Origin of the sequence: Methylobacterium sp. J-070 (assembly GCF_022829385.1) — a bacterium.
GTDB lineage: Bacteria > Pseudomonadota > Alphaproteobacteria > Rhizobiales > Beijerinckiaceae > Methylobacterium.
In genome coordinates, this window is the sequence record NZ_JAKSXX010000290.1 from 69,696 (window position 1) to 95,425 (window position 25,730).

The window sequence follows — 25,730 nt, forward strand, 5'->3', positions numbered from 1 at the left end:
CAACCTGATAGCGTGGCCAGGGGCATCAAGCAGCGGACGGATCAGTCAGTTTCTCTCCATTCCCGGTCGGGATGGCGGGGCCTGATCGCGCCCGGGGGCTAAGGAATGCGAACGCATAAACAGACGACCCTCAAGGGGCCGGCGACTCTTTCGGGGATCGGGGTCCATTCCGGGAACCCCGCCGAGATCACGATCCGCCCCGCTCCCGCCAGTCACGGCATCGCCTTCCTCCGAACTGGCACCACCCACGGCAACGACCGCCTGATCAAGGCGCATCATGCCCTGGTCTCCGCGACCGAACTCTGCACCGTCCTCGGCGACGTCGAGACCGGCGCGGTCGCCACCGTCGAGCACCTGATGTCCGCGCTCTACGGGCTGGGGGTCGACAATGCCCTGATCGAGATCGACGGGCCTGAGATGCCGATCCTCGACGGGTCCGCGCTCCCCTTCGTCCAGGCGATCGACGCGGCCGGGATCGCCACCTGCGACACGCCCCGGCGCTGGCTGAAGATCCTGCGCCACGTCCGCATCGAGACCGGCAAGGCCTTCGCCGAGCTCCGCCCCATCGACCGGGGCTTCCGCCTCGATGTCGAGATCGATTTCGACAGCCCGGTGATCGGCCGCTCCCGCAGGGCGATGGATCTGTCGCCCGCCTCCTACCGCCGCGAGATCGCCGGCGCCCGCACCTTCGGAATGATGCGCGACGTGGAGCGCTACTGGAAGGCGGGGTTCGCCCTGGGCGCCTCCCTGGAGAACACCGTGGCGGTCGGCGAGAGCGCGGTGGTCAACCCCGAGGGCCTGCGTTTCCCGGACGAGTTCGTCCGCCACAAGATCCTCGACGCGGTCGGCGACCTGGCCCTGGCCGGCCTGCCGATCCAGGGCGCCTACCGCTCGTTCTGCGGCGGCCACCGGATGAATGTCGGCGTGCTCTCCGCCCTGTTCTCCGACCGGGCCAACTACGCCATCGTCGAGGCCCAGGGCTCGCGGCGCGAGACCGTGCTGTCCGAGCTGGGCGTGGGCCTGGGGCTCGCGGCCTTCGCGGGCGACCTCTGACGACAACCTGTGGTCCGCGGGACACAGTTGGCAAACGTTCCCGGCCGCCGCAGCCTTGCCGCTTTCGTGCCCGAATCGAACGGCAGGGTTTAACGGTCCGTGAACGGCGGGCACGGCCCGGTTGGGCCGGATCCACCCACGCGATGGCATGACGGCGCGGCACGGCGCCGGTTCGGGAAAGAGCGCCAGATGCCTGTCACCATTCGTCATCGCCGGGCGATGGCCTTCGCGGCCCCGCTCGTGGCCGTTCTCGGCCTGGGCCTCGGCGGCTGCGACTTCGACCCGACCAACCTCTTCGCCGAGAAGTACAAACCGGAGGTCGTCCCGGACGTCCCGGCCGACAAGCTCTACAGCGACGGCTTGGCCAAGCTCGAGGACAGCGACTACGAGGCTGCCGTCAAGAAGTTCGACAGCCTCGACAAGCAGTACCAGTATTCCGAATGGTCCCGGAAGGCGCTGCTGATGACCGCTTACGCCAACTACGAAGGCCAGAAGTACGACGAGGCCATCAGCGCCTCGAAGCGGTACCTGCAGCGTCATCCGGCCAGCAAGGACGCGGCCTACGCGCAGTACCTGATGGCCATGTCGAACTACAAGCAGATCCCCGACGTGACCCGCGACCAGGAGCGGTCCGAGAAGGCGCTCGTCGCCCTGCAGGAGCTGGTCCAGAAGTATCCCACCTCGGAATACGCCGCCGACGCCAGGGCGAAGATCCAGATCACCCGGGATCAGCTCGCCGGCAAGGAGATGGAGGTCGGTCGCTTCTACCTGGAGCGGCGCAACTTCCCGGCCGCGATCAACCGCTTCCGCGACGTGGTCGCCAAGTACCAGACCACCCGCCATGCCGAGGAGGCGCTCGAGCGCCTGACTGAGGCCTACTGGGCGCTCGGCATCACCCAGGAGGCGCAGAACGCCGCCGCGGTGCTCGGCCACAACTTCCCCGAGAGCTCCTGGTACAAGGACGCGCACGCGCTCCTGGCCCAGGGCGGCGTCGAGCCCCGCGAGGAGAAGTCGTCGTTCCTCTCGAAGATCTACCGCACGGTCACGGGCAAGACCGCCTCGGCCGAGTGAGGCGGGGGGGCGGCGCCGCCCGGCCCGGCACGTGTTTCTGGTTCGAGGGCCCGGAGCCGCCGCTCCGGGCCTTTTCTCGTCGCGGACCCTCGGCTGGGTGGTGCGACGCATTTTTCGGGTGAATCCGGACCGCGGCGGCCTTATGTCTGCGGTCCCGTCCAGAGGAAACCCCGTCGCCGCATGCTGGCGCAGCTCGCGATCCGCGACATCGTCCTGATCGACAGACTCGAACTGAATTTCCGATCGGGCCTCAGCGTCCTGACCGGGGAGACGGGCGCGGGCAAATCGATTCTGCTCGACGCCTTCACGCTCGCCCTCGGCGGGCGGGGCGACGGCCGCCTGGTCCGCCACGGCGAGGCGCAGGGCGTCGTGACCGCGGTGTTCGACCTGTCCGACGACCATCCGGCGCGCCGGATCGCCGCCGAGGCCGAGATCGACACCGAGGGCGACCTGATCCTGCGCCGGACGCAGATGGCGGACGGCCGCACCCGCGCCTTCGTCAACGATCAGCCGGTGGGCGTGCAGGTGCTGCGGGCGATCGGCGCCGCCCTCGTGGAGATTCACGGGCAGCACGACGACCGGGCGCTGTCCGATCCGGCCTCGCACCGGGCGATCCTCGACGCCTTCGGAGGCCTGCACGGCCAGCTCGCGAAGGTCGGCACGGCGGCCCGGTCGGTGCGCGCGGCCCGGACCGCCCTCGCCGAGCATCGCGCCCGGGTGGATGCGGCCCGCAAGGAGGCCGACTTCCTTCGCCACGCCGTCCAGGAACTCGCCGATCTCGGCCCGGAGCCGGGTGAGGAGGCCAGGCTCGCCGAGCGCCGCAGCATCATGCAGCAATCCGAGAAGGTCGCCCGGGAGCTGAACGAGGCGCTCGAGGCCGTGGGCGGCCCGCATTCCGGCGTGCCGCACCTCTCGGCGGCCCTGCGCAAGCTGGAGCGCCGGGCCGCGCAGCTGCCGGCCCTCGTGGATCCCTGCGTGACCGCGCTCGACGCCGCGCTGGTCGCCCTCGACGAGGCCCGGGCCGTGCTGGACGCGGCGGTGGCCGAGACGGAGTTCGACCCCCGGGACCTGGAGCGGGTGGAGGAGCGGCTGTTCGCCCTGCGGGCCGCCGCGCGCAAGTACGATGTCGCCGCCGACGACCTCGCGGCCCTCGCCGAGCGCTACGCCGGCGACGTGGCGGCGATCGATGCCGGCGAGGCGGCCTTGGCGGGCCTCGAACAGGCGCAGGCCCGGGCCGAGGCCGATTACGCGGAGGCGGCCGAGAAGCTCAGCGCCGGGCGGCGCCGGGCGGCCAAGCAGCTCGACGCCGCGGTGAAGGCCGAGTTGCCGCCCCTGAAGCTGGAGCGGGCGCGGTTCATCACCGAGATCGCCACGGATCCGGAATCGCGGGATCCGGCCGGCACCGACCGGGTCGAGTTCTGGGCGCAGACCAATCCCGGCACGAAACCCGGCCCGATGATGAAGGTCGCCTCGGGGGGCGAATTGTCCCGCTTCATGCTGGCCCTGAAGGTGGTGCTGGCCGACAAGGGCTCGGCGCCGACGCTGATCTTCGACGAGATCGACACCGGCGTCGGCGGGGCCGTGGCGGATGCCATCGGCCTGCGCCTCGCCCGGCTGGCGGCCACCGTGCAGGTGGTCGCGGTGACCCACGCCCCGCAGGTCGCCGCCCGCGCCGACACCCATTTCCTGATCGCCAAGGCGCCCGTGAAGGGCGCCGGCCGGGTCGCCACCCAGGTGGCCAGCCTGCCGGTGGCGGAGCGCCGGGAGGAGATCGCCCGCATGCTCGCGGGCGCCACCGTGACCGACGAGGCCCGCGCGGCCGCGGCCCGCCTTCTCCAGGCTGCGGAAGCCTGATTAAGCCGCCATCAACCTTAACCGTTAGTTGCAATTAACCGTTTTTTAACCATTCGCCGCGAGTGTTCCGGGATCCCGGCGCCGCGAAGGGTTCAGGCGGTTGACGGGCGGGAGGGAGCCATGAAGCCGACAGCCGTCGAGTCCGAGGGGCGTCTGCACGCGTCAGAGCCGCGGACGCGGACGATCGACACGCGCCGGCTCGGCCTCACGCTCCGGTCCGTCTACGAGGGCAGCGTCGATACGCAGCCGATCACCGACACCCACGTGGAGTTGCTGCTGCGCCTGCGCCAGAAGGAGCGGGAGCTGCGCCGGGCCGGCTGACGGACCGGCGTCCCTACCAGCGCCGGGCGTTCGGCCGGCGGCGGTACTCGGCGGCCCGAATCAGCGTCAGGACGCGATCGAGACTCACCAGCAGCTCGGCCTCGTCGCGCCGCGCCCCGGCCGCCGTCTGCGGATCGGAGCTGAATTTCTGGCGTGCCTGCGCCAGCGTCAGGGCACGCTCCAGCGCCTCCCGCTCGGCGTGCAGCGCCAGCCACGCGGGATCGGCCTCCCTCGTCGCATCGACATCCTCGCCGCCCACGTTCCCCTCGTCCGTTTCCGCACCGCCGCCTGAGAGGAACGCGCGAGACCGGCCAACCGTGCCGGCGTCTCCGCAGGGCGATGTCATGCCGGTGTCATCTACCTGTCGTAACCGCCCGGCCATCGGGCGGCCGGCGCTGGGTCTCTTCTGGAAGATCGGCCGCACAGCTCTGCCGCAGGCATGGGCTTGCCGGCGGGGCGGCGCAGGCTCTTGCCCGACGGCAACGGAGATTCCCTTGAGACCCTTCGCTTACGCGCTCGCCGTCGGCCTCGCGACGGTTCAGATGGCGTCCGCGGCGCTCGCCGCCGACATCACCGGAGCTGGGGCCACGTTCCCCTTCCCGGTCTATTCGAAGTGGGCCGAAGCCTATCGCAAGGAGACGGGTTCCGGCCTGAACTACCAGTCGATCGGGTCGGGCGGCGGGATCAAGCAGATCCAGGCCAAGACGGTCGATTTCGGCGCCACCGACGCGCCCCTGAAGGGCGAGCAGCTCGCCAAGGACGGCCTCGTCCAGTTCCCGACCGTGATGGGCGGCGTCGTGCCGGTGGTGAACATCCCCGGCGTCGAGCCGGGCAAGCTCAAGCTCACCGGCGACGTGCTGGCCGACATCTACGCCGGCAAGATCTCCAAGTGGAGCGATCCGCGGATCGCCAAGCTCAACGACGGGCTCAAGCTCCCCGACACCAACATCACGCCGGTCTACCGCTCGGACGCCTCGGGCACGACCAACATCTTCACCACCTACCTGTCCCAGGTCTCCGAGCCCTGGAAGAAGGAGTACGGCGCGGCGACGACGATCTCCTGGCCGGTGGGTCAGGGCGGCAAGGGCAACGAGGGCGTGACCGCCACCGTGAAGCAGGTGCCGAACGCCATCGGCTACGTCGAGTCGGCTTACGCCAAGCAGAACAAGCTCGCCTACGTGCTGCTGCAGAACAAGGCCGGCAAGTTCCCGCAGCCCGACGACAAGGCGTTCCAGGCGGCGGCCGCCAGCGCCGACTGGAAGGCGGCCCCGGGCTTCGGGATCTCGCTCACCAATCAGCCGGGCGACGATGCGTGGCCGATCACGGCGGCGACCTTCATCCTGATCCACAAGGATGCCGCCGATCCGGCCAAGGCCGGCGACGTGCTCAAGTTCTTCGACTGGGCCTACAAGAACGGCGACAAGCTGGCCGCCGACCTCGACTACGTGCCGCTGCCCGACAACGTCGTCGAGCTGATCCATCAGGAGTGGAAGGACGTGAAGGGCAAGGACGGCAAGCCCGTCTTCAACATGTGAGTGTGGCGGGGAGGGGGTGAATGCCTCCTCCCTCGCGTCCGGGGACGCATCGCGCTACCAAGCCACCGATCGCAGAGAACCGCGGATGACCGCCTTGACAGATACGATCGCCCTCGGCCGAACCCGTGAGGCCACGGCGCGCAAGGGTCCGAGCCGGAACCTCGACACCCTGTTCCGGGCGTCCGCCTACGGCGCGGCTTTGCTGGTGCTGCTCGTGCTGGCCGGCATCCTCGGCTCGATCCTGTACGGCGGCTGGCCGGCCTTCCGCGAATTCGGCTTCGGCTTCCTGACCTCCAGCGCCTGGAACGTCGGGACCGAACAATACGGCGCCCTCGTCGCCGTGATGGGAACCGTCGCCTCGGCCTTCCTGGCGCTCCTGATCGGCGTGCCCGTCTCCCTGGGGATCGCCGTCTTCCTGACGCAGCTCTGCCCGGGCTGGGCGCGCAAGCCGGTCGCCATGACGATCGAGCTGCTGGCCGCGGTACCCAGCATCATCTACGGCATGTGGGGCCTGTTCGTGTTCGCGCCGCTCTTCGCGCGCTTCGTCCAGATCCCGGTCTCCAACCTGGTCGAGGGCATGCCGATCGTCGGCACGCTGTTCTACGCCCGGGTGCCGTCGGGGGTCGGCGTGCTCACCGCCGGGATCATCCTGGCGATCATGATCGTGCCGTTCATCGCGTCGATCGCCCGCGACATGCTCGACCAGATCCCCACCGTCCTGCGCGAGAGCGCCTACGGCATCGGCTGCACGACCTGGGAGGTCGTGCGCCACGTGCTGGTGCCGCAGGCGGCGGTCTCGATCATCGGCGCGATCATGCTCGGGCTCGGCCGGGCGCTGGGCGAGACGATGGCGGTGACCTTCGTGGTCGGCAACGCCAACCGCCTCTCGGCGTCGATCTTCGACCCGAGTTCGACGATCGCGTCCCGCATCGCCAACGAGTTCAACGAGGCGGACGGGCTCCAGCTCAACGCCCTGATGGCCCTGGGCTGCATCCTGTTCGTGATCACCTTCGTGGTGCTCATCATCGCCCGGCTGCTGACGCGCCGCGTCCAGGCCGCCTGAGGAGCTCGCGCGATGGACGCCTCCAACACGATCGCCGCCACCGCCCAGCGCCGTCCCGGCCGGCTTCGCCGGGGCCGGCGCGTCGCGGACCGGATCCTGCGCGTCGGCTGCACCGGCGCCACCCTGGTGGGCGCCCTGGTGCTGGGCTCGATCCTGCTGATGCTGATCATCCAGGGCGTGCGCGGCTTCACGCCGACCATGTTCACCAGCCCGACCCCGGGCCCCGGCTCCGAGGGCGGCGGAATCGCCAACGCCATCCTGGGCAGCCTCGTGCTCACCGGGATCGGCATCGTGGTCGCGACCCCCGTGGGCGTCATGGCCGGGACCTTTCTCGCCGAGTACGGCCGCGGATCGAAGCTGGCGGCGCTGATCCGCTTCCTCAACGACATCCTGCTCTCGGCGCCGTCGATCCTGATCGGCCTGTTCGTCTACACCCTGATGGTCCGCCCGATGGGCACCTATTCGGGCTGGGCCGGCGGCGTCGCCCTCGCCATCATCGCCGTGCCGGTGATCGTGCGTACCACCGAGGACATGCTGCGCCTCGTGCCCGGCACCCTGCGCGAGGCCGGCGCGGCCCTGGGGGCCCCGCCCTCGAAGGTGATCATGAGCGTGACCTGGCGGGCGGCCTCGGCCGGCATCGTGACCGGGATCATCCTGGCGCTCGCCCGCATCGCCGGGGAGACCGCGCCGCTGCTGTTCACGGCGCTCAACAACAATTCCTGGTTCTCGGCCGACCTGATGGGCGGCGTCGCGAACCTGCCGGTGATGATCTACCAGTTCGCCCTGTCGCCGTATCCCAATTGGCAGGGCCTCGCCTGGGCGGGGGCGCTGCTGATCACCGCGACCATCCTGGCGCTGTCGATCATCGCGCGCCTCGTGATCAAGCCGCAGATTTCGCGCTGAGACCTTTCTCGAGGACCCGACGATGAACGCCGCCTCCGCGATCCCTACGGTCGATCTCAGCCGCAACCGCGCCGACGAGGCCGGCCCCGTGCGGATCGCCGTGAAGGGCCTGAACTTCTACTACGGCAGCTTCCACGGGCTGAAGGATGTCGACATCGACTTCCACGACCGGCAGGTCACCGCGCTGATCGGGCCGTCCGGCTGCGGCAAGTCCACCCTGCTGCGCTGCTTCAACCGGATCTACAGCCTCTACCCGGAGCAGCGGGCGGAGGGGGAGATCCTGCTCGACGGCCGGAACATCCTGGATCCATCGATCGACCTGAACGAGCTGCGCTCGCGCATCGGCATGGTGTTCCAGAAGCCGACGCCGTTCCCGATGTCGATCTACGACAACGTCGCCTTCGGCCTGCGCCTGTACGAGAAGCTGCCCAAGGCCGAACTCGATGTCCGCGTGGAGGAATCGCTGCGCAAGGCGGCCCTCTGGGACGAGGTGAAGGACAAGCTCCGCCAGGCCGGCACCGGCCTCTCGGGCGGCCAGCAGCAGCGCCTGTGCATCGCCCGCACGGTGGCGCAGCGCCCGGAGGTGATCCTGTTCGACGAGCCGACCTCCGCGCTCGACCCGATCTCCACGGGCCGCATCGAGGAGCTGATCGAGCAGCTGCGCGACGAATTCACCATCGTGATCGTCACCCACAACATGCAGCAGGCGGCGCGGATCTCGCAGTTCACCGCCTTCATGTATCTGGGCCAGCTGATCGAGTTCGGTCCGACCAACCGGATGTTCATGAACCCGACGGAACGGCGTACGCAGGACTACATCACCGGTCGCTTCGGCTGACCCGCCCGAAGCGCCGACCCCGCGCATCGCCGATCAGCGCCGGCCCCGGCGCCGGCCCGGCGGCGGATCTCCGGCACACCCCGTGGATCGCGTCCCGCGGGCCCCTATCGAAGGATGCACCATGCCCGGCCATATCGTCAGCTCCTACGACACCGACCTCGAGGATCTGCGTCGCTCGATCTCGGAGATGGGCGGCATCGCCGAGAAGATGACCGCGGAGGCGACGGATGCCCTGGTGCGCCGCGACGAGGGGCTCGCGCAGGCGGTGATCGGCGCCGACAAGCGCCTGGACGCGCTGCAGCGGGATATCGAGGAGCGTTCGGTGCTGCTCATCGCCCGGCGTCAGCCGCTGGCGATCGACCTGCGCGAGACCATCTCGGCGATCCGCGTCTCCGGGGACCTGGAGCGGATCGGCGACCTCGCCAAGAACGTCGCCAAGCGGGTCGTGGCGATCTCCGACCACGCCCCCGCCCAGAAGATCGTGCTCGGCGTCCGGCACATGAGCGACCTGGCCGAGGGGCAGCTCAAGGACGTGCTCGACGCGTATGCCAGCCGCGACATCCAGGCGGCCCACGACGTGTGGGAGCGCGACGGCGAGATCGACGCCCTGTACAATTCGCTGTTCCGCGAACTCCTGACCTACATGATGGAGGATCCGCGCAACATCTCGTTCTGCACGCATCTCCTGTTCTGCGCCAAGAACGTGGAACGGATCGGCGACCACACCACCAACATCGCCGAGACGATCCACTACCTCGCCACCGGCGAGACGCTCGCCGGCGAGCGGCCGAAGAACGATGCGTCGAACTACACGACTGTCGACGGCAAGCAGGCGCCGTAGGGCGCGCTCCGTCGAGGGGGTGCCGGTCCGGCGCAGGGGGGCGCGTCCGCGGGACGGGCACCGTCCCGGATCGCACCGCGATCGGGAAGGGCGTCCCCCTGGGCTGCTGCGCCGCGATGCGCGGGGGCGCTCGGTTTCGTGGGACAGCGTCCGCCGGGCCGGCGGTGCGGGTTGAATCTGAGCGGCGCCTCCCGCACCGTCCGCCGGCTCGTCCGCTCCGGAAGGCGGGGGCGGGTCTTGAGGCCGAACCGCGCCGCCTCGTGAACGGGTCATCCAACGTGAGCATGCAGGTTCTGATCGTCGAGGATGAGGAGGCGCTGACCACGCTGCTGCGCTACAACCTGGAGGCCGAGGGCTTCGTGGTGGACTCGGCCGCGCGCGGCGACGACGCCGAACTGCTGCTGGCGGAGCGCACGCCCGATCTGGTCCTGCTCGACTGGATGCTGCCCGGCCTCTCGGGCATCGAACTCTGCCGCCGCATCCGGGCCCGCCGGGAGACCGAGCGGCTGCCGGTGATCATGCTCACCGCCCGCGGCGAGGAGGGCGACCGAGTCCGCGGTCTCGGCACGGGCGCCGACGACTACATCGTCAAGCCGTTCTCGGTCCCGGAGCTCCTCGCCCGGATCCGCGCGCTGCTGCGCCGGGCCAAGCCCGCCCACGTGTCGGACCGGCTGGCGGCCGGCGATCTGGAGCTCGACCGGACCGGACACCGCGTCCGCCGGGCCGGCGAGGAGCTGCACCTCGGTCCCACCGAGTTCCGGCTCCTGGAATTCCTCATGCTTGCCCCGGGCCGGGTCTTCTCGCGGGAGCAACTCCTCGACGGGGTCTGGGGCCACGACGTCTACATCGACGAGCGCACGGTGGACGTCCATGTCGGGCGCCTGCGCAAGGCGCTGAACGGTCCGCAACAGACCGACCCGATCCGCACGGTCCGCGGCTCCGGCTATGCCTTCGACGAGACGTTCTCGCTCGAAGCCTGAGGCGGCGCCGGTTCAGCGGACGAGGGCGGCGCTCCGATCCGCGGCGGCCGGCACCGCGGCCAGGGCCGCCAGGACCGTGCCCTCGGTGAGGATCTGCGGCAGCACCTGCGGCGCCCCGGTTCCGCTGTAGAGCAGGTAGAGCGGCACGCCGCTGCGCCCGTGCGTCTCCAGCAGGCGGGTGATCTCCGGGTTCTGGTTGGTCCAGTCGCCCTTCAGATAGGTCACGCCCCGCTCCGCCATCGCGGCCCGCACGGCCCGGGTGGAGAGCGAGGTGGTCTCGTTCACCGCGCAGGTGATGCACCACGCCGCCGTCATGTTGACGAAGACCGGCCGGCGCGCGTTCACCAGCGCGTCGAGGCGCGCCTGGGTGAACGGCTCGACCCCGTCGGCGGCGGCCTGCGCGGCCGGGGCGGCGCGGTCCTGCTGCAGACCGAGGGCGATCCCGCCGACCGCGATCATCGCCGCCGCCGCGAAGGCCTGCAGGGTCCATCGGACCGCCATGGGGGCGTTGCGCCCGCGCTCGAACGCCCAGGCGGCGAAGCCCACCAGGACCAGCCCGATCAGAGCCGCCAGGAGCCCTCGCGGCTCGACCTGCTGCGCCAGCACCCAGACCAGCCACGCCGCGGTGGCGTAGACCGGGAAGGCCAGGATCTGCTTGAGGGTCTCCATCCAGGCGCCCGGCCGCGGCAGCGCCCGCAGGGCCGGCGGCCACAGGGTCAGAACCAGGAAGGGCAGGGCGAGCCCGAGTCCGAGGCTCGCGAAGACGGCGAGCGCCACGCCGGCACTCTGGGTCAGCGCGAAGCCCACCGCCGAGCCCATGAACGGCGCCGTGCACGGGGTCGCCACGAGGGTTGCGAGCACGCCCGTGAAGAAGGAGCCGCCGAGGCCCGTGCGCCGGGCGAGCCCGTCGCCGACACCGGCGAGCCGGCCGCCGACATGGACCACGCCGGACAGGCTGAGGCCCATCGCGAACAGCAGGTAGGCGAGCCCCGCGACCACCAGGGGCGATTGCAGCTGGAAGCCCCAGCCGATGGCCGCACCGCCGCTCTTCAGGGCGATCAGGGCCGCGGCCAGCCCCAGGAAGCTCGCCAGCACCCCGGCCGTGTAGGCGAAGCCGTGCAGCCGCAGCCGGGCCGGGCTCTCGCCCGCATGCCGCACGAGCCCGAGGACCTTGATGGACAGGACCGGGAAGACGCACGGCATCAGGTTGAGGATCAGCCCGCCGAGGAAGGCGAAGGCCGCGGCGGTCGCGAGGGTCAGCGTGTCGAGGTCGGGGGCGACCGCCTGGGGGACCGGCACGGGTGCGGGCGGACCCGATGCGGCCGCCGCGGATGCCGGCTCGTCGCCGTACGCGAAGGCGAGGCGGCGGGTCCCGGCCGCGCTCACCGCGTCGTACGTGAGCACGCCGGGCAGCGTGTCGGGGACCGCATCGGTCGGGCTGCCCCGGGCGAGGGTGAGGTGCAGGCCGGTCCCGTCGATCGACATCGGCTGCGCCGCGGCGTTGTCGATCACGGTCTCGGCATAGGGGAAGTAGGCGGCGTTGCGGATCGACTCGGGTTGGAGGCCGGTCGCGGCGAAGTCGAGCCGCAGGGTGTCGCCCTGGCTGGCGACGTGCAGCGGCCACGGCGCCGGGGCGGGCAGGGCGGCGCGGGCGCGAGCGAACAGCGCGGCCCGGGCCGCGTCGGGCTTGGGCTCCCCCACCGGCAGGGTAAGGGCGAGGTCGGCCGAGCCGGGCACGCACTCGGTCTCGCAGACGAGAAAGGTGAGCTTCGCCCGGATCTGCACCGGCTCGGCGGGATCGAGGCTCGGCGGCGGCGTGACCGGCACGAGGAGCGTGACCTCGCCCTCGTAGCCGTAGTTCATCAGCGTGGCGATCGGGATGCGCTCGGGCGCCGGCCACCGGATCGCCCCGGCGCTGAAACCCGCGGGCAGCGTCCAGGTCACCTCCGGCGGGAGGCCCGAATCCCCGGGATTGCGCCAATAGACGTGCCAGCCGGGCTTCATCTCCATCCGCACGGCCAGCGTGAAGGGCTGCGCCCCCGCCACGGCGGCCGGCTCGGCGACGAGGCTCGACCGCACGAGGTCCGGCGGCGTGCGGAACCCCTGCGAAACACCCTGCGCCGCCGCGGCCGAGAGGCTCGCGGCGAGCGCCAGGATCGGGATGGCGAGGCGTCGGATCATGCTGTCCCTTCGCGCCCGGGGCGGTCGCGGTTTCACGCACGGTGCTTCAGGCCGGGAGCGGCCTGTGCCGGTCGAAACCTATAGCGCGCTGATCCGGGCCGTGTCCTGCGCGGATCAGCGCGGCGCCGGAGACCCGGGTGGTCGGGCCTCAATCCGGGAGCGGCGCCGTCGCGCGCTCCAGCCATTCCCGCGTCCCGGCGTCGAGCCCGGGGGCCAGGGTCGTGCGCACCCGCGCGTGGTAAGCGTCGATCCAAGCCCGCTCGCCGGGGTCGAGCAGATCCGGCTGGATCAGCCGCCGGTCGTAGGGGGCGAGGGTCAGGGTCTCGAAACCGAGCATCGGGCGCTCGCCGCCAGCGATGGCGCGGGGCTCCACCAGAACGAGGTTCTCGATCCGGATCCCGTAGGCGCCGCGGGCGTAGTAGCCCGGTTCGTTCGACAGGATCATCCCGGGTTCCAGTGCCACCGTGCCGGTCTTGGCGATCCGCTGCGGGCCCTCGTGCACCGACAGGAAGGCGCCGACGCCGTGGCCGGTGCCGTGATCGAAATCGAGGCCCGCCTGCCACAGCGGCGCCCGCGCGAAGGCGTCGATCTGTGCGCCGGTCGTGCCCGCCGGGAACACCGCCCGGGCGATGGCGACGTGGCCCTTCAGCACGCGGGTGAAGCGGTCGCGCACGGCGGCCTCCGCGGCGGCCTCTGGGCCGCCCACCGCGACCGTGCGGGTGATGTCGGTGGTGCCGTCCGGATATTGCGCGCCGGAGTCGATCAGGAACACGTCGCCGGGCCGCACGGTCCGATCGCTGGCCCGGGTCACCCGGTAGTGAACGATCGCCCCGTTCGGGCCCGATCCCGAGATCGTCGGGAACGACACGTCGCGCAGGTCCCCGCCGGCGGCGCGAAAGTCCTCCAGCGCCTCCACGGCGGCGATCTCGGTGAGCGTCCCGGACGCCGTCGCGGCGTCGAGCCATGCGAGGAACCGCACGACGCTGGCGCCGTCGCGGATGTGGGCGGCGCGCGCCCCGGCGATCTCGGCGGCGTTCTTTACCGCCTTCATCCCGGTGATCGGGTCCTTGCCGACATCGGCGGTACCGCCGGCCGCCTCGACCTTCTCCTTCAGCGCCGCGGCGCCGGTCGCCGCATCGAGGCGGACCCGCACGCTCGCCAGGGACGCCAGGCCGTCGTCGAGCCCCCCGCGGGGCAGGATCTCGGCGACCGGGGCGAGGGCGTCGCGCAGGGCCGGATCGACGTTCGACGAGACCAGGAACAGCCGCGCCGCGCCCGCGCGCGGCAGGACCGCGTAGCCGAGCGCCAGAGGGGTATGCCCCACATCGGAACCGCGCAGGTTGAAGGCCCAGGCCAGGTTGTGTGGGTCCGAGATCACCAGGGCATCGCAGCCGCCCTCGGCCAGGGCCGCCCGCACCCGGGCGAGCTTGTCCGCCACCGTTTCGCCCGCGAGGGCGTCCGCATGGACGACCACGGGGCCGGCAGGCGGCTTCGGGCGCCCGGCCCAGACCGCGTCGACGAGGTTGGGTACCGCCCGGACCGAGCCCCCGGCCTTCGTGGCCGCGCGCTCCAGGCGCGCGAGCCCGTCCGGCGTGTGCAGCCAGGGGTCGTAGCCGAGCACTTGGTCGCGCTTGAGGTTGGCGCCGATCCAGGCCTCCGGCGTGGTCTCGGCCAGCGGCACCACCGTGACGAGGCCGGTTTCGACCTGCTCGGGCGCCTGCAGGGTGTAGCGGCCATCGACGATCAGGGCGGCGGAGTCCATCAGGATCACCGCGGTTCCGGCCGAGCCGGTGAAGCCGGTGAGCCAGGCCAGCCGCTCCGCATCCGCCGTCACGTACTCGGATTGATGCTCGTCCGCCCGGGGCACGACGAAGCCGTCGAGCCCGGTCTCGCGCAGAGCGGCGCGCAGGGCCTCGATCCGCTCCGCCCCCTTGCGGTGTCCCGGGTCGTCGAAGGTCTGGAAGCGGCGGCGCGAGCGGGAAGGGGTCGGGTCGGTCATGCCGCGAGCGTAGCGCCCGCCGGCTCCGGCTCGCAACCGCGCAGGCATCCTCGGGGCAGGCCATAATTTTAGGGTGAAGAAATCGCGCCCAATCTTATCACGCCGCCGAAGAGGGTCTATTCCTTAACGATGCCACGCCGCGTCTCCTACCGCATCAGCGACGGACCGGACGGCCGCTTCGATGCCGTCGTGACGATCGAACCCGATACCGTCGTCAGGCGGGACGGTTTCGTGTCGCTCGCGGAACTCGAGGAGTGGATCGACGGCCTGCGCGTGCTGATGGCGGCGTTGGGCGCCCCGGTGGCACAGGCCGATCCGACCCCATCGGCGCCTCGGGTCGAGGTGGGCCGGTCGCGTCCATCCGGGCGGGTCCGCACGGTGGACTAGTGCCGCGTCGCGACCGCAGGCACGCGGCCGTTCCGCCAGACGGCGCGTGCGCGTATCCGCCGGACCGGACGGGTTCGCGGCGCTCGACGGTCAGCCGTTCGTGAACGGATGGTCCGGGGCGCGATCGAACGGCGCGCCGTCGTAGCCCTCCAGCCACGCCGTTCGGGCAGCCGACCCCGCCGGGTAAGGGCAGGCATCCTTGGGCCGGCCCTGCGCCCGGGCGCGGGCGCCCTCCGCGATGGGGTCCGATGGCGGATCGTGGAGCGACAACTGGCTCATGCCATGATAACGCGCCGGCACGGGGCCGGTTCGGCGGGGCGGTCCCTCAACGCCGGGGGCGCTGGGCCGCACCGCCGCGCATCAGGACCAGGGCGACCCAGCCCTCGATCACCCCGCGCCGGACCAGCGAGAACCCCTGAAGGCGATAGGCCGAGAGCACGCCCGGCACGTCGCGCTCGATCAGGCCCGACAGCACCAGCACGCCCTCGGACGCGACCACCCGGGCCAGCGTCGGCGCCAGGAGCCGAAGGGGCCGCGCCAGGATGTTGGCGAAGACCAGATCGAAATGGCGCGGCCGGTCCGCGAGCCGGTGACGCACGCCGGGCCCCTGATAGAGCCTGAGATACGGACCGAGGCCGTTCGCCCGGGCGTTCTCGTGGGCGGTGCGCACCGCCTCGGCATCGAGGTCCCCCGCCACCACCGGCTGCCGCAGCGCCTTGGCGGCCGCGAAGGCGAGGATGCCGGTGCCCGTGCCGACATCCAGCACATGGGCGGGGCGCCGCCGTTTCAACTCCCCCACCAGCGCCTGGAGGCAGCCCAGCGTCGTCCCGTGGTGGCCGGTCCCGAAAGCCAGAGCCGCCTCGATCGCGATGGGCAGGTCGTTGGCGCGTACGGCGTCGCGATCATGCGCGCCGTGCACGAGGAAGCGCCCCGCGCGCACCGGCTTCAGGCCCTCCAGCGAGGTCCGCACCCAGTCCTGCTGCGCGATCGTGCGGAACTCCGCGGCGTCGGCCGCGTCGCCGATCACCGGCCGGATCAGCGCGCGGATGTAGTCCTCGTCGGGGGCGTCGGAGAAATAGGCCTCGAGCCGCCAAGTCCGTCCGTCCGCATCCTCGAAGGCCGCGACCGCGGTCTCCATGGGATCGAACATCTCGCCCAGAAGGTCGGTCATCGCCCGGGCCGAGCGTTCGTCGGTCAGCAGGCACAGGACGTGGGACGGGCGGTGGGGCGGCAGGCCTTCGAGCATGGGACCGGGCTGTAACGCCCGCGCGCGCCGCGTCACAGGGGGCCGCCGCGAAAAATCCGGGCGCCCCGTCCCCGGACGCGCCGGCCGCCGGGCGGCACGGCCGTTTGTTGCCGGCCGGACACAGCCGGGGCGACTTGTTGGGAGACCGAATTTAGTCAGTGTTCAGCCGGACGACGTGTGCTTAAACAGTCTCGGCTTCCCAAAGGCCAGACCCTCAACTCAGGCGCGCCGTTCTTCATGCAGGGGCGCGCCTGTTTTGACAGACGACAGTGCACCATGAACTCGCCTCTCCTCTTCAGCGTCGTCGTCGCGCTCATGACGACGGGTGCCGCCGTGCTCTGGGCCCTCCTGGTCGCGGCCGACATGACCGACCTGCCGGATGCCGAGATCGCCGACCGGCGCGACATCCGGACCTGGTGAGGGCGCCGGTGTCCCGGGGACGCCGGGCGCGATTCGTGGCGGCGGCCGCATACGAATGCGGCACGGTGTCCACACGTTAATCATGCCCCCGCCGCTTGGCGCGGAACCCGCTCCCCGGCGCGGCGTTTTGCCGGCTTTCGACGTGATTTGCGATTGAGCAGGGTGCGTACAGCGTGACCAAGTCCAGGCGTTCCAGCCCAAATGGGCCCGTGGTCGTCAACGGCGTCCCGGCCCGGTCCCGGCCCCGCGAGCGGATCTTCGGCGGTCCGACGCCGGACGGTCCCCTGCCGGGCCATCTCCTCGTCCTCCTGAGCCGTCTGCACCGCGCCGAGACGGCGCCGCCGGAGCGCAGCGAGAGCCAGAGCGCCTGAGTCCGCGGGGCTGCCCGATCGCCGGGCGGGGCTGACTTGGCCGATGCGGCGGCGATGCCTATGATCGCCGTCGTACCCGATCGGATATAGCGGGTCGCGACAGGGATCGACCCTATCATGCGCCTGCCCCGCCGGATCCTGACAGCGCTCGTCTTCGCGGCCCTGGCGGTCATCCCCGCCCTCCGGTCGGCGGCCGCTGAGGATGCGGTGCTCGTGTTCGCCGCGGCCAGTCTGAAGAACGCCCTCGACGACGCCACGTCCGCCTGGACGAAGGAGACCGGCAAGACCGCCCGCATCGCCTATGCGGGCTCGAACGCGCTGGCCAGGCAGATCGACGCGGGGGCGCCGGCAGACCTGTTCATCTCGGCGGATCAGGCCTGGATGGACTACGTCGAGCGGGCAGGGCTGCTGAAGCCCGGCTCGCGCACCGACCTCCTGCGGAACGCCCTGGTGCTGATTGCCCCGGGCCCGAGCAACGCGAATGCGGACCCGCAGATCGCCCTGGCGCCGAACCTGGGCACGACGCTGGCACAAAGGCTCGGCGGCGGCAAACTCGCGATGGCGACGATCGACGCCGTCCCGGCCGGCAAGTACGGCAAGGCTGCCCTGGAGAAGCTCGGCGCCTGGGAGGCGGTGAAGGGTCAGGTGGCACAGGCCGAGAACGTGCGCGCGGCCCTGCTGCTCGTCGCCCGCGGCGAGGCGCCGCTCGGCATCGTCTACGCCACGGACGCAGCCGCCAATCCGAGCGTCCACGTGGTGGCGACCTTCCCGGCCGACAGCCACCCGCCGATCGTCTATCCGGCGGCCGTGACGAAGGATTCCCGCAACCCGGACGCCGCCGCCCTCCTGACCTATCTGCGCTGTCCCGGCGCCCGGGCCGCCTTCGAACGTCAGGGCTTCACGGTGGTCGGGACCCCGGGCGCCAGCCAGTAGCGGCGGGCGCGGCCGTGCTCGGGCTGACCCCGGAGGAGTGGACCGCCGTCACCCTGAGCCTGCGCGTCGCCATCGTGGCGACGCTCGCGAGCCTCGGTCCCGGCCTCGCCGTCGCATGGCTCCTGGCCCGGCGGCGGTTTCCCGGCCGCGCGCTCCTCGACGGGCTCGTCCACCTGCCGCTGATCCTGCCCCCCGTGGTGACCGGCTACCTGCTGCTGCTGGTCCTCGGCCGGCGCGGCACGCTCGGCGCCGCCCTCGCGGAGATCGGGATCGTGTTCTCGTTCCGATGGACCGGCGCGGCGCTCGCCTGCGCGGTCATGGGTTTCCCCCTGATGGTGCGGGCGATGCGTCTGTCGATCGAGGCGGTGGATCGGCGGCTGGAGCAGGCCGCCGCGACGCTGGGGGCGAGACCCATTGCCGTGTTCCTCACCGTCACGCTGCCGCTGAGCCTGCCCGGCTGCATCGCCGGCGCCGTGCTGGCCTTCGCCAAGGCGATGGGCGAGTTCGGCGCGACCATCACCTTCGTGTCGAACATCCCGGGCGAGACCCAGACGCTGCCCTCGGCAATCTACACCCTGACCCAGGTTCCCGGCGGGGAGAGTCCGGCCCTGCGCCTGACCCTGATCTCGGTCGCCGTGTCGGTGACGGCGCTCCTGGTGTCTGAGTTCCTGGCCGCCCGGGCCGGACGGCGGCTAGGGACGGGCTGAGTGACGATCGCCGACCCGCACCCGGTTGCGCCCTCACGCATACGCGTAGGGACCGCCCGTCTGCAGGGCGCGCCGGTAGGCCGGACGGGCCTGGACGCGCGCCAGCCACGCCTCGACCTGCGGCCCCGGTCCGGTGCCGCGCGCCGCGAAGGCCTCCAGCGGGAAGCTCATCATGATGTCGGCGGCGGTGAACGCCGGCCCGCAGAAGTAAGGTCGGCCGGCGAGTTCCGACTCCCAGAAGGCCGCGTGCCGGCGCAGGTCGGGGTCGACGAAGCCTTGAAGCACCCGCTCGGCGATCCGGCCGACCAGGGGACGCAGCAGCCAGGGGCTGCCCGGCGCCAGGCGGGAGAAGATCAGCTTGAGCAGCAGCGGCGGCATCGCCGAACCCTCGGCGTAGTGCAACCAATAGGTGTAACGCGCATGCGCCTCCGTGCCCGGCGCGGGCACCAGCACGCCGCCTGCCCGCGCGGTCAGATGGGTCACGATCGCGCCGGTCTCGGCGACCACCGTCTCCGCGTCGGCGATGACGGGCGATTTGCCGAGCGGATGGACCGCCAGGAGGTCCGGAGGCGCGCGCAGCGTGCGCGGATCGCGGTCGTAGCGCTGCACCCGGTAAGGGAGGCCGAGTTCCTCCAGCAGCCACAGCACGCGCTGCGAGCGGCTGTTCTCCAAGTGGTGGACCGTGATCATCGCGGGCGCATCCGAGCCGGCGCCGGGATGCGCCGCGTCCTCTGTAGCCCGAAGCCGGCGCGCGGCGACGGGCCGGCGCGGCATCCGTCCGGATCCTCGGGCGGAGCCAGGCTCCCGACGCAGGACCGCAGGGCCCGGCCGCGAAGCCCGCCGAGAGCCGCCGCGTGAGCATCCAAGTCGACGTGCAACTGCGGCGGGGCGCCTTCGCGCTCGATGCCGCCTTCGAGGCCGGTCCGGGCCTGACCGCCCTGTTCGGGCGCTCCGGCTCCGGCAAGACGACGCTGATCGACCTCATCGCCGGGCTGGCCCGGCCCGACCGCGGCCGGATCGTCGCCGACGGCATGGTGCTGATCGATACCGCAGCGCGGATCTTCCTGCCGCCCCACCGGCGACGGGTCGGCGTGGTGTTCCAAGACGCGCGGCTGTTCCCGCATCTCAGCGTGCGGGGAAATCTCAGGTACGGCCGCGCCTTCGCGCGCCGGCCCCGCGATCCGGAGACCCTCGACGCGGTGACGGGCATGCTCGGCATCGGCCACCTCCTCGATCGGCAGCCGGTGGGCCTGTCGGGGGGCGAGCGCCAGAGGGTCGCGATCGGGCGCGCGCTGCTCGCCGGTCCGCGCCTGCTGCTGATGGACGAGCCGCTGGCGGCGCTGGACGACGCCCGCAAGGCCGAGATCCTCCCCTATATCGAGCGGCTGCGCGACGAGGCCGGCGTGCCGATCGTCTATGTCAGCCACGCGGTCTCGGAGGTCGCGCGTCTGGCCACGACCGTGGTGGTGCTGGAGACGGGGCGCGTGGCCGCCGCCGGACCCGCGGAGGCGATCCTGCGCCGGGCCGACCTGGTGCCGGTGCACGAGGCCGAGGCCGGCGCGCTCCTCGACATGGTCGTCGCGGCGACAGACCCGCAAACGGGTCTGACCCACCTGACCGGCGCCGCCGGGCGGCTGCAGGTGCCGGGGTTGTCGTGGCCGCCCGGAACGCGGTTGCGGGTGCGGATCCCGGCGCGCGACGTGCTGGTGGCGATCGAGCCGCCCCGGGGGCTCAGTGCCCGCAACGTCCTGTCCGGCACTGTCTGCGGATTGACCCAAGCGGGAGCCGAGATGGCTGTGGAGATCGATTGCCGCGGGGCGCGCATCGTGGCCCGGCTGACCGCCGCGGCAGTCCGCGAACTCGACCTGGCGACGGGGCGCCCTGTCTACGCGATCGTGAAGAGCGCCGCCTTCGATCCCGCCGGGATCGGGCTGATGCGCCCGGTGGTCGCGATCTGAAGTGCGGTCCGGAACCCGATCCAGGGATCGCACGGGATGGACTCAGCTGAGGGAATAAACCGGACGACGACGCCACTTCAGGCTGTGCATCGTGGCCGGAACGACTGCCGGAACCGGCTGTGGCCAACCGTGCGCTCGCCGCCACGCTGCGCAACACCGGCCCGCGCTCCGCGGGGTCGAGGTGGACGGAACGCTCCGAGGCCAGGGCGTCCTGACCCTGCAGGCGCGGTTGCGGCTGTCGCGCGTCACCCGAGCTGCGTCAGCAAGGTGAAGGCGCCGAAGATCAGCACCGCCCCCACCGAGGCGGCCAGCAGGATGAGGGCCGCGCGCGATTCCCGTATTTCCGGCGACATGGACTCCCCCTTCGGCGCACGTTGGATCGCGGCACGAAGCGCGGAGACTCGCATCGATCCGATGGCGTGTCGACACGGACCGCCCGGGACTCCGCGACAGCGCCGCGCCCTTGACCTGGCACCCCAGATGTGGGCAATCCTGTACCGATCGGTACAAACCCTTTCAGGACCTGCGCCATGACGGACCGCCCGCCGCTTCCGCCCTTCACCGCCGAGACCGCCGCCCAGAAGGCCCGCATGGCCGAGGATGCGTGGAACGGGCGCGATCCCGAGCGGGTGTCGCTGGCCTACACGCCCGACAGCGTCTGGCGGAACCGCAGCGAATTCCTCGCCGGCCGCGCGGCCATCGTGGCGTTCCTCCAGCGCAAGTGGTCACAGGAGCTGGACTATCGGCTGATCAAGGAGCTCTGGACCTTCGGGGGCGACCGGATCGCCGTGCGCTTCGCCTACGAATGGCACGATGCCGACGGGCGCTGGTACCGCTCCTACGGCAACGAGAACTGGGAGTTCGACGGGCACGGCCTGATGCGGCGCCGGATCGCCAGCATCAACGACCTGCCGATCGCGGCCTCCGAGCGGAAGTTCCACTGGCCGCTGGGCCGGCGGCCCGACGATCATCCGGGCTTGAGCGACCTCGGCCTCTGAGGCCGTGGCCGACACGGCGGAGCGCGCGGGGATCCTGCCGGCGCTCGCGGAGGTGTTCCGCGCGCACGGCTATGAGGGCGCCAGCCTGTCGCTGATCAGCCGGGCGACGGGATTGGGTAAGGGCAGCCTGTATCACGCCTTCCCGGGCGGGAAGGCCGAGATGGCGGCCTGCGTCCTCGCGGAGATCGACGGGTGGTTCGAGGCCAACCTGTACGCGCCGCTCCGGGATGCGGAACGCCCGGTGGAGGCCGTCTCCGTCATGTTCGATGCCGTCGAGGCCTATTTCCGCTCCGGCCGGCGGGTCTGTCTCGTGGGCGTCGTGGCGCTCGGCTCGGAGCGCGACCGCTTCGCCGGGGCGGTGCGGAGCTACTTCGCGCGCTGGGTGGCGGCCCTCGCCGATGCCCTCGGGCGGTCGGGCCGGGACGCCGGGGCGAGCGTCGCCCTGGCGGAGGAGATCGTCGCCCAGATTCAGGGGGCGATCGTCCTGGCGCGGGCCCTCGACGAGCCCGCACTCTTCGCCCGGGCGATCGCGGCCCTGCGGGCCCGGGTCGCCGCCGCGGGCTGAACGCCGAGGCGGCCAGCCCCGGGCGGATCAGGCGGCCGTGCGGCGCTCGACCATGCGGGCGAGGAACGCGCTGCCGACCGGGATGATCGAGTCGTCGAAGTTGTAGCCGGCATTGTGCAGGCCCGGCCCAGGGGCCGCGCCGAGCCAGACATAGGCCCCCGGCACGACCATGGTCATGTCGGCGAAATCCTCGCTGCCCATCTTCGGGACGACATTCGCCTCGACCTTGTCGGCGCCGAGCAGCTCGGTGGCGATCTCCGTGGCGGCGGCGGCCTGTTCGGGGGCGTTCTCCAGCACCGAGAACACGTCCTGCAGATCGACCGTGACCTCGGCGCCGTAGGCGGCGCCGAAACCCGCCGCGAGTTCGCGCATGCGGGTGCCGGCGAGGAGGCGCATCTCCTTGTCGAAGGTGCGGATCGTGCCGGCCAGATGCGCCGTCTCCGGGATCACGTTGTAGGCGGAGCCCGCCTCGATCCGGGTGATCGACAGAACGATCGACTTGAGCGGGTCTGCGTTGCGCGAGACGATCGATTGCAGCGCTTGAGCCAGTCCGGTGGCGACCACGATCGGGTCGACCCCCCGGTGGGGCTGGGCGGCATGGATGCCCTTGCCGCGGATGCGGATGTCGAAGAAGTCGGCCGCCGCCATGATCGGTCCGGGCCGCAGCTTGATCGTGCCCGCGCCGCCGCCGGGCTGGTTATGCAGGCCGTAGATCTCGTCGCAGGGGAACTTCTCGAACAGCCCATCCTTCAGCATGGCCCGGGCGCCGCCGCGGCCCTCCTCGGCGGGCTGGAACACGAACACCGCCGTGCCGTCGAAGTCCCGGGTCTCCGCGAGGTAGCGGGCGGCGCCGAGCAGCATCGTGGTGTGGCCGTCATGGCCGCAGGCGTGCATCTTGCCGGCATAGGTCGAGCGGTAGGGGAGGTTGGTCTCTTCCTCGATCGGCAGGGCGTCCATGTCGGCGCGCAGGCCGATCCGCCGTCCGTTGTCGGTCCGGCCCTTGAGCAGACCCACCACCCCGGTGCCGCCGATGCCGCGATGGACCTCGCAGCCGAACTTTTCCAGCAGGTCGGCGACGATGCCGGCGGTGCGCACCTCCTCGAAGCCGAGTTCCGGATGCGCATGCAGGTCGCGGCGCAGGGCCGTCAGCTCATCGGCATAGGTCGAGATGCGGTCGATCGGGCTCATGTCTCGGAACTCTCGGGGGGTTGGGTCTCGGAAAGGGTCGCGCCGCCGCAGGCGGGATCCGCCCGCCGGAACGGCGTCAGCGTGTCGAGGACGTCCACGGCCTCGGCGACGTGGGCGCGCTCACGCTGCAAGTAGTCGGCCACGGCGCGCCGGAGCGCCGGGTCGGCGATGTCGTGGGCCGAGTGCATCAGCACCGGCCGGTAGCCCCGGGCGAGCTTGTGCTCCCCCTGGGCCCCGGCCTCGACGCGCTTCAGCCCCCGGGCGATCGCGAAATCGATCGCCTGGTAGTAGCAGACCTCGAAGTGCAGGAACGGGTGGTCCTCGATACAGCCCCAGTTGCGGCCGTAGAGGGCCGTATCGCCGATCAGGTTGATCGCGCCGGCGATGTAGGCGCCCGCCCGGCGGGCCATGATCAGCAGGACCCGGTCGGCCATGCGCTCGGACAGGAGCGAGAAGAACCGCCGGTTGAGGTAGGGGCGGCCCCATTTCCGCGAGCCCGTATCCACGTAGAAGGCGTAGAACGCGTCCCAATGGGCCTCGGTGATGTCCGCCCCGGTCAGGTGCTCCACGGTGATGCCGGGGCCGAGCGCGTCGCGCCGCTCCTTGCGGATGGTCTTGCGCTTGCGCGAGGCGAGGGCGGCCAGGAAGTCGTCGAAGGTCGCGTAGCCGTCGTTCTCCCAGTGGAACTGCTGGTCGGTGCGCTGCAGGAAGCCCGCATCCCCCGCCCGGTCCCACTCGGCGACGCGCATGAACGTGACGTGGATCGAGGAGGCCTTGGTCTCGCCCCGCAGCGCCCGCAGGCCGGCGACGAGGCCGGCGGTGGCCTCGTCCGGATCGGCGCCCGGCGCGATCAGGAAACGCGGGCCGGTCACCGGGGTGAACGGCACGCTGACCTGGAGCTTCGGGTAATAGGCGCCGCCGGCGCGCTCGTAGGCGTCGGCCCAGCCGTGGTCGAACACGTACTCGCCCTGGCTGTGGGATTTCAGGTAGCAGGGGACGACGCCGAGCCGCTCGCCGTCGCGCTCCACCGAGACGTGGAGCGGCAGCCAGCCGGTCTTGCGCGAGACGCAGCCCGAATCCTCCAGCGCCGACAGGAAGGCGTGCGACACGAACGGATTGTGGGTCTCGTCGCCGCCCGCCAGGGTTTCGGGGGAGAAGGCGCAGGCATCCCAGTCTGCAGCGCCGATCTCTTTCAGTCCGGGCAGCGCCCGCACGGTGAGCGTGGGGGTTTCCGGCGTCGGCCCGGGTGCTTGCTTCATGGGAACGAGTCTAATCCCTGCCCGGGCAGGAGCAAGCGGGCGGATGCGCGCGGCAGGGCAGGAGGCCTTGTCAGACCGGCCCGGACGTCAGTGATCTCACACAGCCGTGACGTGAGCCGCAAGCACCCGCTTTGCCGCCACCGTCTCGCGGTCAAGGATGCCGTTCGGCAACGCCGTTCGACCCTGCTCCCAGTTCCGGTCGGTCGCGGCCGCCCCCCAGCAGAGCTGGACCGACCGGGGGCGCAAGTCTGTCGGATCGGGCAGGACGGCTTTCATCGGACGCGTTCGAATCGGACGAATCGTAGGAAAACTTACGGCACGAACCCCTCGAACACCATCTGGTCCGCATGCGCGCCTGCCCGGGCGCGCTGCTCCGCGGTCCGCACGGTCCAGGCCATCACGGGGATCCGTCCAAGCAGGCGGCACAGGTAGGTCGGCGCGCAGGGCAGATCGTCCACCCGCCAGGACAGGAAGTCGGGCCGGGTCTCGGCGAAGTGCAGGAGGTTGGACAGGGCGAGGCGCGCACTCGGCGGCAGGACCGCGTAGGCCGGGTCGTCCTGGGTGGTCTCCGCCACGATCCCCCGCGGGATCGCCGGGCACAGGTCGCGCAGGGCCGCGACCACCTGCGGGTCGAAGGACTTCAGCGCCACCGGCCCGCCGTAGGATGCGGCGACTTCGGCGGCGCGGGTGGCGAGGCGCAGGTCGCCGTCGTAGCGGGACTTCACCTCGATCACCACGGGCACCGCCCCGGCCACCGCCGCCAGGAAGGCCGGCAGGGTCGGGATCGTCTCCGCGCTCCCCGCCACGGCAAGCGTCCCGAGCACGGCGGCGGATGTGTCGGCCACCGCCTCGCGCGCCGCCGTCAGCCGGCCGAGGGCGGCGTCGTGGAACACCATGGCCTCGCCGTCGGCGCTCGCCTGGACGTCGCACTCGATGGCGAAGCCGCCGGCGACCGCCGCCCGGGCCGCCGCCAGGGTGTTCTCCGGCCGGCCCGCCGCGCGGTCATGCAGCCCGCGATGGGCGATCGGGCGCGCGGTGAGCCAGTCGGGCGCGGCCACG

At 71.6% G+C, this 25,730-nt stretch carries 27 protein-coding genes; 18 read left to right on the plus strand and 9 right to left on the minus strand.

The window, feature by feature from the left end; genetic code table 11:
* The first annotated feature begins 105 nt into the window (after positions 1-105).
* The 4 genes from lpxC (at position 106) to MKL01_RS32360 (ending at position 4,299) form a co-directional block, all read left to right on the plus strand.
* Positions 106-1,053: a UDP-3-O-acyl-N-acetylglucosamine deacetylase gene (gene lpxC, locus MKL01_RS32345; protein WP_243909264.1), complete on the plus strand. Its 948-nt coding sequence runs from the start codon at positions 106-108 to the stop codon at positions 1,051-1,053.
* A 189-nt stretch (positions 1,054-1,242) separates the two neighbouring features.
* Positions 1,243-2,124 carry an outer membrane protein assembly factor BamD gene (locus MKL01_RS32350; protein WP_243909265.1) on the plus strand — a complete coding sequence of 294 codons (882 nt, stop codon included), beginning with the start codon at positions 1,243-1,245 and terminating at the stop codon, positions 2,122-2,124.
* Between the two features lie 180 nt (positions 2,125-2,304).
* Entirely contained in the window at positions 2,305-3,978 is a 1,674-nt protein-coding gene (recN, locus tag MKL01_RS32355) for a DNA repair protein RecN (protein ID WP_243909266.1), read from the plus strand.
* A 120-nt stretch (positions 3,979-4,098) separates the two neighbouring features.
* Positions 4,099-4,299: a hypothetical protein gene (locus tag MKL01_RS32360; RefSeq protein WP_243909267.1), complete on the plus strand. Its 201-nt coding sequence runs from the start codon at positions 4,099-4,101 to the stop codon at positions 4,297-4,299.
* 13 nt (positions 4,300-4,312) lie between these two features.
* Here the strand turns inward: MKL01_RS32360 and MKL01_RS32365 are convergent, their stop codons facing one another.
* On the minus strand, positions 4,313-4,558 hold the full coding sequence (locus tag MKL01_RS32365; protein WP_243909268.1) for a hypothetical protein: 246 nt from the start codon (positions 4,556-4,558) through the stop codon (positions 4,313-4,315).
* A gap of 235 nt (positions 4,559-4,793) precedes the next feature.
* Here MKL01_RS32365 and pstS point away from each other — a divergent pair, with 235 nt between their 5' ends.
* From pstS to phoB, 6 genes are all read left to right on the plus strand, one after another.
* Positions 4,794-5,834 (plus strand): phosphate ABC transporter substrate-binding protein PstS, encoded by a 1,041-nt coding sequence (gene pstS / locus MKL01_RS32370; RefSeq protein ID WP_243909269.1) that lies wholly within the window; start codon positions 4,794-4,796, stop codon positions 5,832-5,834.
* An 85-nt stretch (positions 5,835-5,919) separates the two neighbouring features.
* On the plus strand, positions 5,920-6,897 hold the full coding sequence (gene pstC / locus MKL01_RS32375; protein WP_243909270.1) for a phosphate ABC transporter permease subunit PstC: 978 nt from the start codon (positions 5,920-5,922) through the stop codon (positions 6,895-6,897).
* Positions 6,898-6,909: 12 nt separating this feature from the next.
* Positions 6,910-7,800, plus strand: a complete 891-nt coding sequence (gene pstA / locus MKL01_RS32380) for a phosphate ABC transporter permease PstA (RefSeq protein WP_243909271.1) — start codon at positions 6,910-6,912, stop codon at positions 7,798-7,800.
* A 22-nt stretch (positions 7,801-7,822) separates the two neighbouring features.
* A complete protein-coding gene (gene pstB / locus MKL01_RS32385; protein WP_243909272.1) occupies positions 7,823-8,638 on the plus strand; it encodes a phosphate ABC transporter ATP-binding protein PstB in 816 nt (271 codons plus the stop codon).
* Positions 8,639-8,759: 121 nt separating this feature from the next.
* Complete coding sequence (gene phoU / locus MKL01_RS32390; protein ID WP_243909273.1) at positions 8,760-9,479, plus strand: phosphate signaling complex protein PhoU; 720 nt, start codon at positions 8,760-8,762, stop codon at positions 9,477-9,479.
* A 284-nt stretch (positions 9,480-9,763) separates the two neighbouring features.
* Positions 9,764-10,459: a phosphate regulon transcriptional regulator PhoB gene (gene phoB, locus MKL01_RS32395; protein WP_243909467.1), complete on the plus strand. Its 696-nt coding sequence runs from the start codon at positions 9,764-9,766 to the stop codon at positions 10,457-10,459.
* A gap of 12 nt (positions 10,460-10,471) precedes the next feature.
* On the opposite strand, the gene MKL01_RS32400 is transcribed toward phoB, so the two are convergent.
* Together MKL01_RS32400 and MKL01_RS32405 are read right to left on the minus strand one after the other, a co-directional pair.
* Positions 10,472-12,640, minus strand: coding sequence for a protein-disulfide reductase DsbD family protein (locus MKL01_RS32400; RefSeq protein WP_243909274.1), 2,169 nt, complete (start codon positions 12,638-12,640; stop codon positions 10,472-10,474).
* 148 nt (positions 12,641-12,788) lie between these two features.
* A complete protein-coding gene (locus MKL01_RS32405) occupies positions 12,789-14,639 on the minus strand; it encodes an aminopeptidase P family protein (RefSeq protein WP_243909275.1) in 1,851 nt (616 codons plus the stop codon).
* 129 nt (positions 14,640-14,768) lie between these two features.
* Here MKL01_RS32405 and MKL01_RS32410 point away from each other — a divergent pair, with 129 nt between their 5' ends.
* Entirely contained in the window at positions 14,769-15,026 is a 258-nt protein-coding gene (locus tag MKL01_RS32410; RefSeq protein WP_243909276.1) for a hypothetical protein, read from the plus strand.
* Between the two features lie 90 nt (positions 15,027-15,116).
* Here MKL01_RS32410 and rmf read toward each other — a convergent pair whose 3' ends face one another.
* Positions 15,117-15,305, minus strand: coding sequence for a ribosome modulation factor (gene rmf, locus MKL01_RS32415; RefSeq protein WP_243909277.1), 189 nt, complete (start codon positions 15,303-15,305; stop codon positions 15,117-15,119).
* Positions 15,306-15,351: 46 nt separating this feature from the next.
* The gene (locus MKL01_RS32420; RefSeq protein ID WP_243909278.1) at positions 15,352-16,272 is read right to left on the minus strand and encodes a 50S ribosomal protein L11 methyltransferase; all 921 of its coding nucleotides are present in this window, start codon (positions 16,270-16,272) and stop codon (positions 15,352-15,354) included.
* A gap of 276 nt (positions 16,273-16,548) precedes the next feature.
* Here MKL01_RS32420 and MKL01_RS32425 point away from each other — a divergent pair, with 276 nt between their 5' ends.
* From MKL01_RS32425 to modB, 4 genes are all read left to right on the plus strand, one after another.
* Positions 16,549-16,692 carry a hypothetical protein gene (locus MKL01_RS32425; protein WP_243909279.1) on the plus strand — a complete coding sequence of 48 codons (144 nt, stop codon included), beginning with the start codon at positions 16,549-16,551 and terminating at the stop codon, positions 16,690-16,692.
* A gap of 209 nt (positions 16,693-16,901) precedes the next feature.
* Positions 16,902-17,063, plus strand: a complete 162-nt coding sequence (locus MKL01_RS32430; RefSeq protein WP_243909280.1) for a hypothetical protein — start codon at positions 16,902-16,904, stop codon at positions 17,061-17,063.
* 117 nt (positions 17,064-17,180) lie between these two features.
* Positions 17,181-17,996, plus strand: coding sequence for a molybdate ABC transporter substrate-binding protein (gene modA, locus MKL01_RS32435; protein WP_243909281.1), 816 nt, complete (start codon positions 17,181-17,183; stop codon positions 17,994-17,996).
* 14 nt (positions 17,997-18,010) lie between these two features.
* Positions 18,011-18,703, plus strand: a complete 693-nt coding sequence (gene modB, locus MKL01_RS32440) for a molybdate ABC transporter permease subunit (RefSeq protein ID WP_243909282.1) — start codon at positions 18,011-18,013, stop codon at positions 18,701-18,703.
* A 33-nt stretch (positions 18,704-18,736) separates the two neighbouring features.
* On the opposite strand, the gene MKL01_RS32445 is transcribed toward modB, so the two are convergent.
* The gene (locus MKL01_RS32445) at positions 18,737-19,393 is read right to left on the minus strand and encodes a glutathione S-transferase (RefSeq protein ID WP_243909468.1); all 657 of its coding nucleotides are present in this window, start codon (positions 19,391-19,393) and stop codon (positions 18,737-18,739) included.
* A 164-nt stretch (positions 19,394-19,557) separates the two neighbouring features.
* Here MKL01_RS32445 and modC point away from each other — a divergent pair, with 164 nt between their 5' ends.
* From modC to MKL01_RS32460, 3 genes are all read left to right on the plus strand, one after another.
* A complete protein-coding gene (gene modC / locus MKL01_RS32450) occupies positions 19,558-20,661 on the plus strand; it encodes a molybdenum ABC transporter ATP-binding protein (protein ID WP_243909283.1) in 1,104 nt (367 codons plus the stop codon).
* 530 nt (positions 20,662-21,191) lie between these two features.
* The gene (locus MKL01_RS32455) at positions 21,192-21,659 is read left to right on the plus strand and encodes a DUF1348 family protein (protein WP_243909284.1); all 468 of its coding nucleotides are present in this window, start codon (positions 21,192-21,194) and stop codon (positions 21,657-21,659) included.
* A gap of 4 nt (positions 21,660-21,663) precedes the next feature.
* Complete coding sequence (locus tag MKL01_RS32460) at positions 21,664-22,224, plus strand: TetR/AcrR family transcriptional regulator (protein ID WP_243909285.1); 561 nt, start codon at positions 21,664-21,666, stop codon at positions 22,222-22,224.
* A 27-nt stretch (positions 22,225-22,251) separates the two neighbouring features.
* Here the strand turns inward: MKL01_RS32460 and MKL01_RS32465 are convergent, their stop codons facing one another.
* The 3 genes from MKL01_RS32465 to MKL01_RS32475 all read right to left on the minus strand — a co-directional run bounded on the left by MKL01_RS32465 (position 22,252) and on the right by MKL01_RS32475 (position 25,729).
* Positions 22,252-23,412 (minus strand): M20 aminoacylase family protein, encoded by a 1,161-nt coding sequence (locus MKL01_RS32465; protein WP_243909286.1) that lies wholly within the window; start codon positions 23,410-23,412, stop codon positions 22,252-22,254.
* Positions 23,409-24,671: a GNAT family N-acetyltransferase gene (locus MKL01_RS32470; RefSeq protein ID WP_243909287.1), complete on the minus strand. Its 1,263-nt coding sequence runs from the start codon at positions 24,669-24,671 to the stop codon at positions 23,409-23,411. Before MKL01_RS32470 ends, MKL01_RS32465 begins: the two co-directional genes overlap by 4 nt.
* A 311-nt stretch (positions 24,672-24,982) precedes the next feature.
* Positions 24,983-25,729, minus strand: a complete 747-nt coding sequence (locus MKL01_RS32475) for a glycerophosphodiester phosphodiesterase family protein (protein WP_243909288.1) — start codon at positions 25,727-25,729, stop codon at positions 24,983-24,985.
* Between the last annotated feature and the right edge of the window lies 1 nt (position 25,730).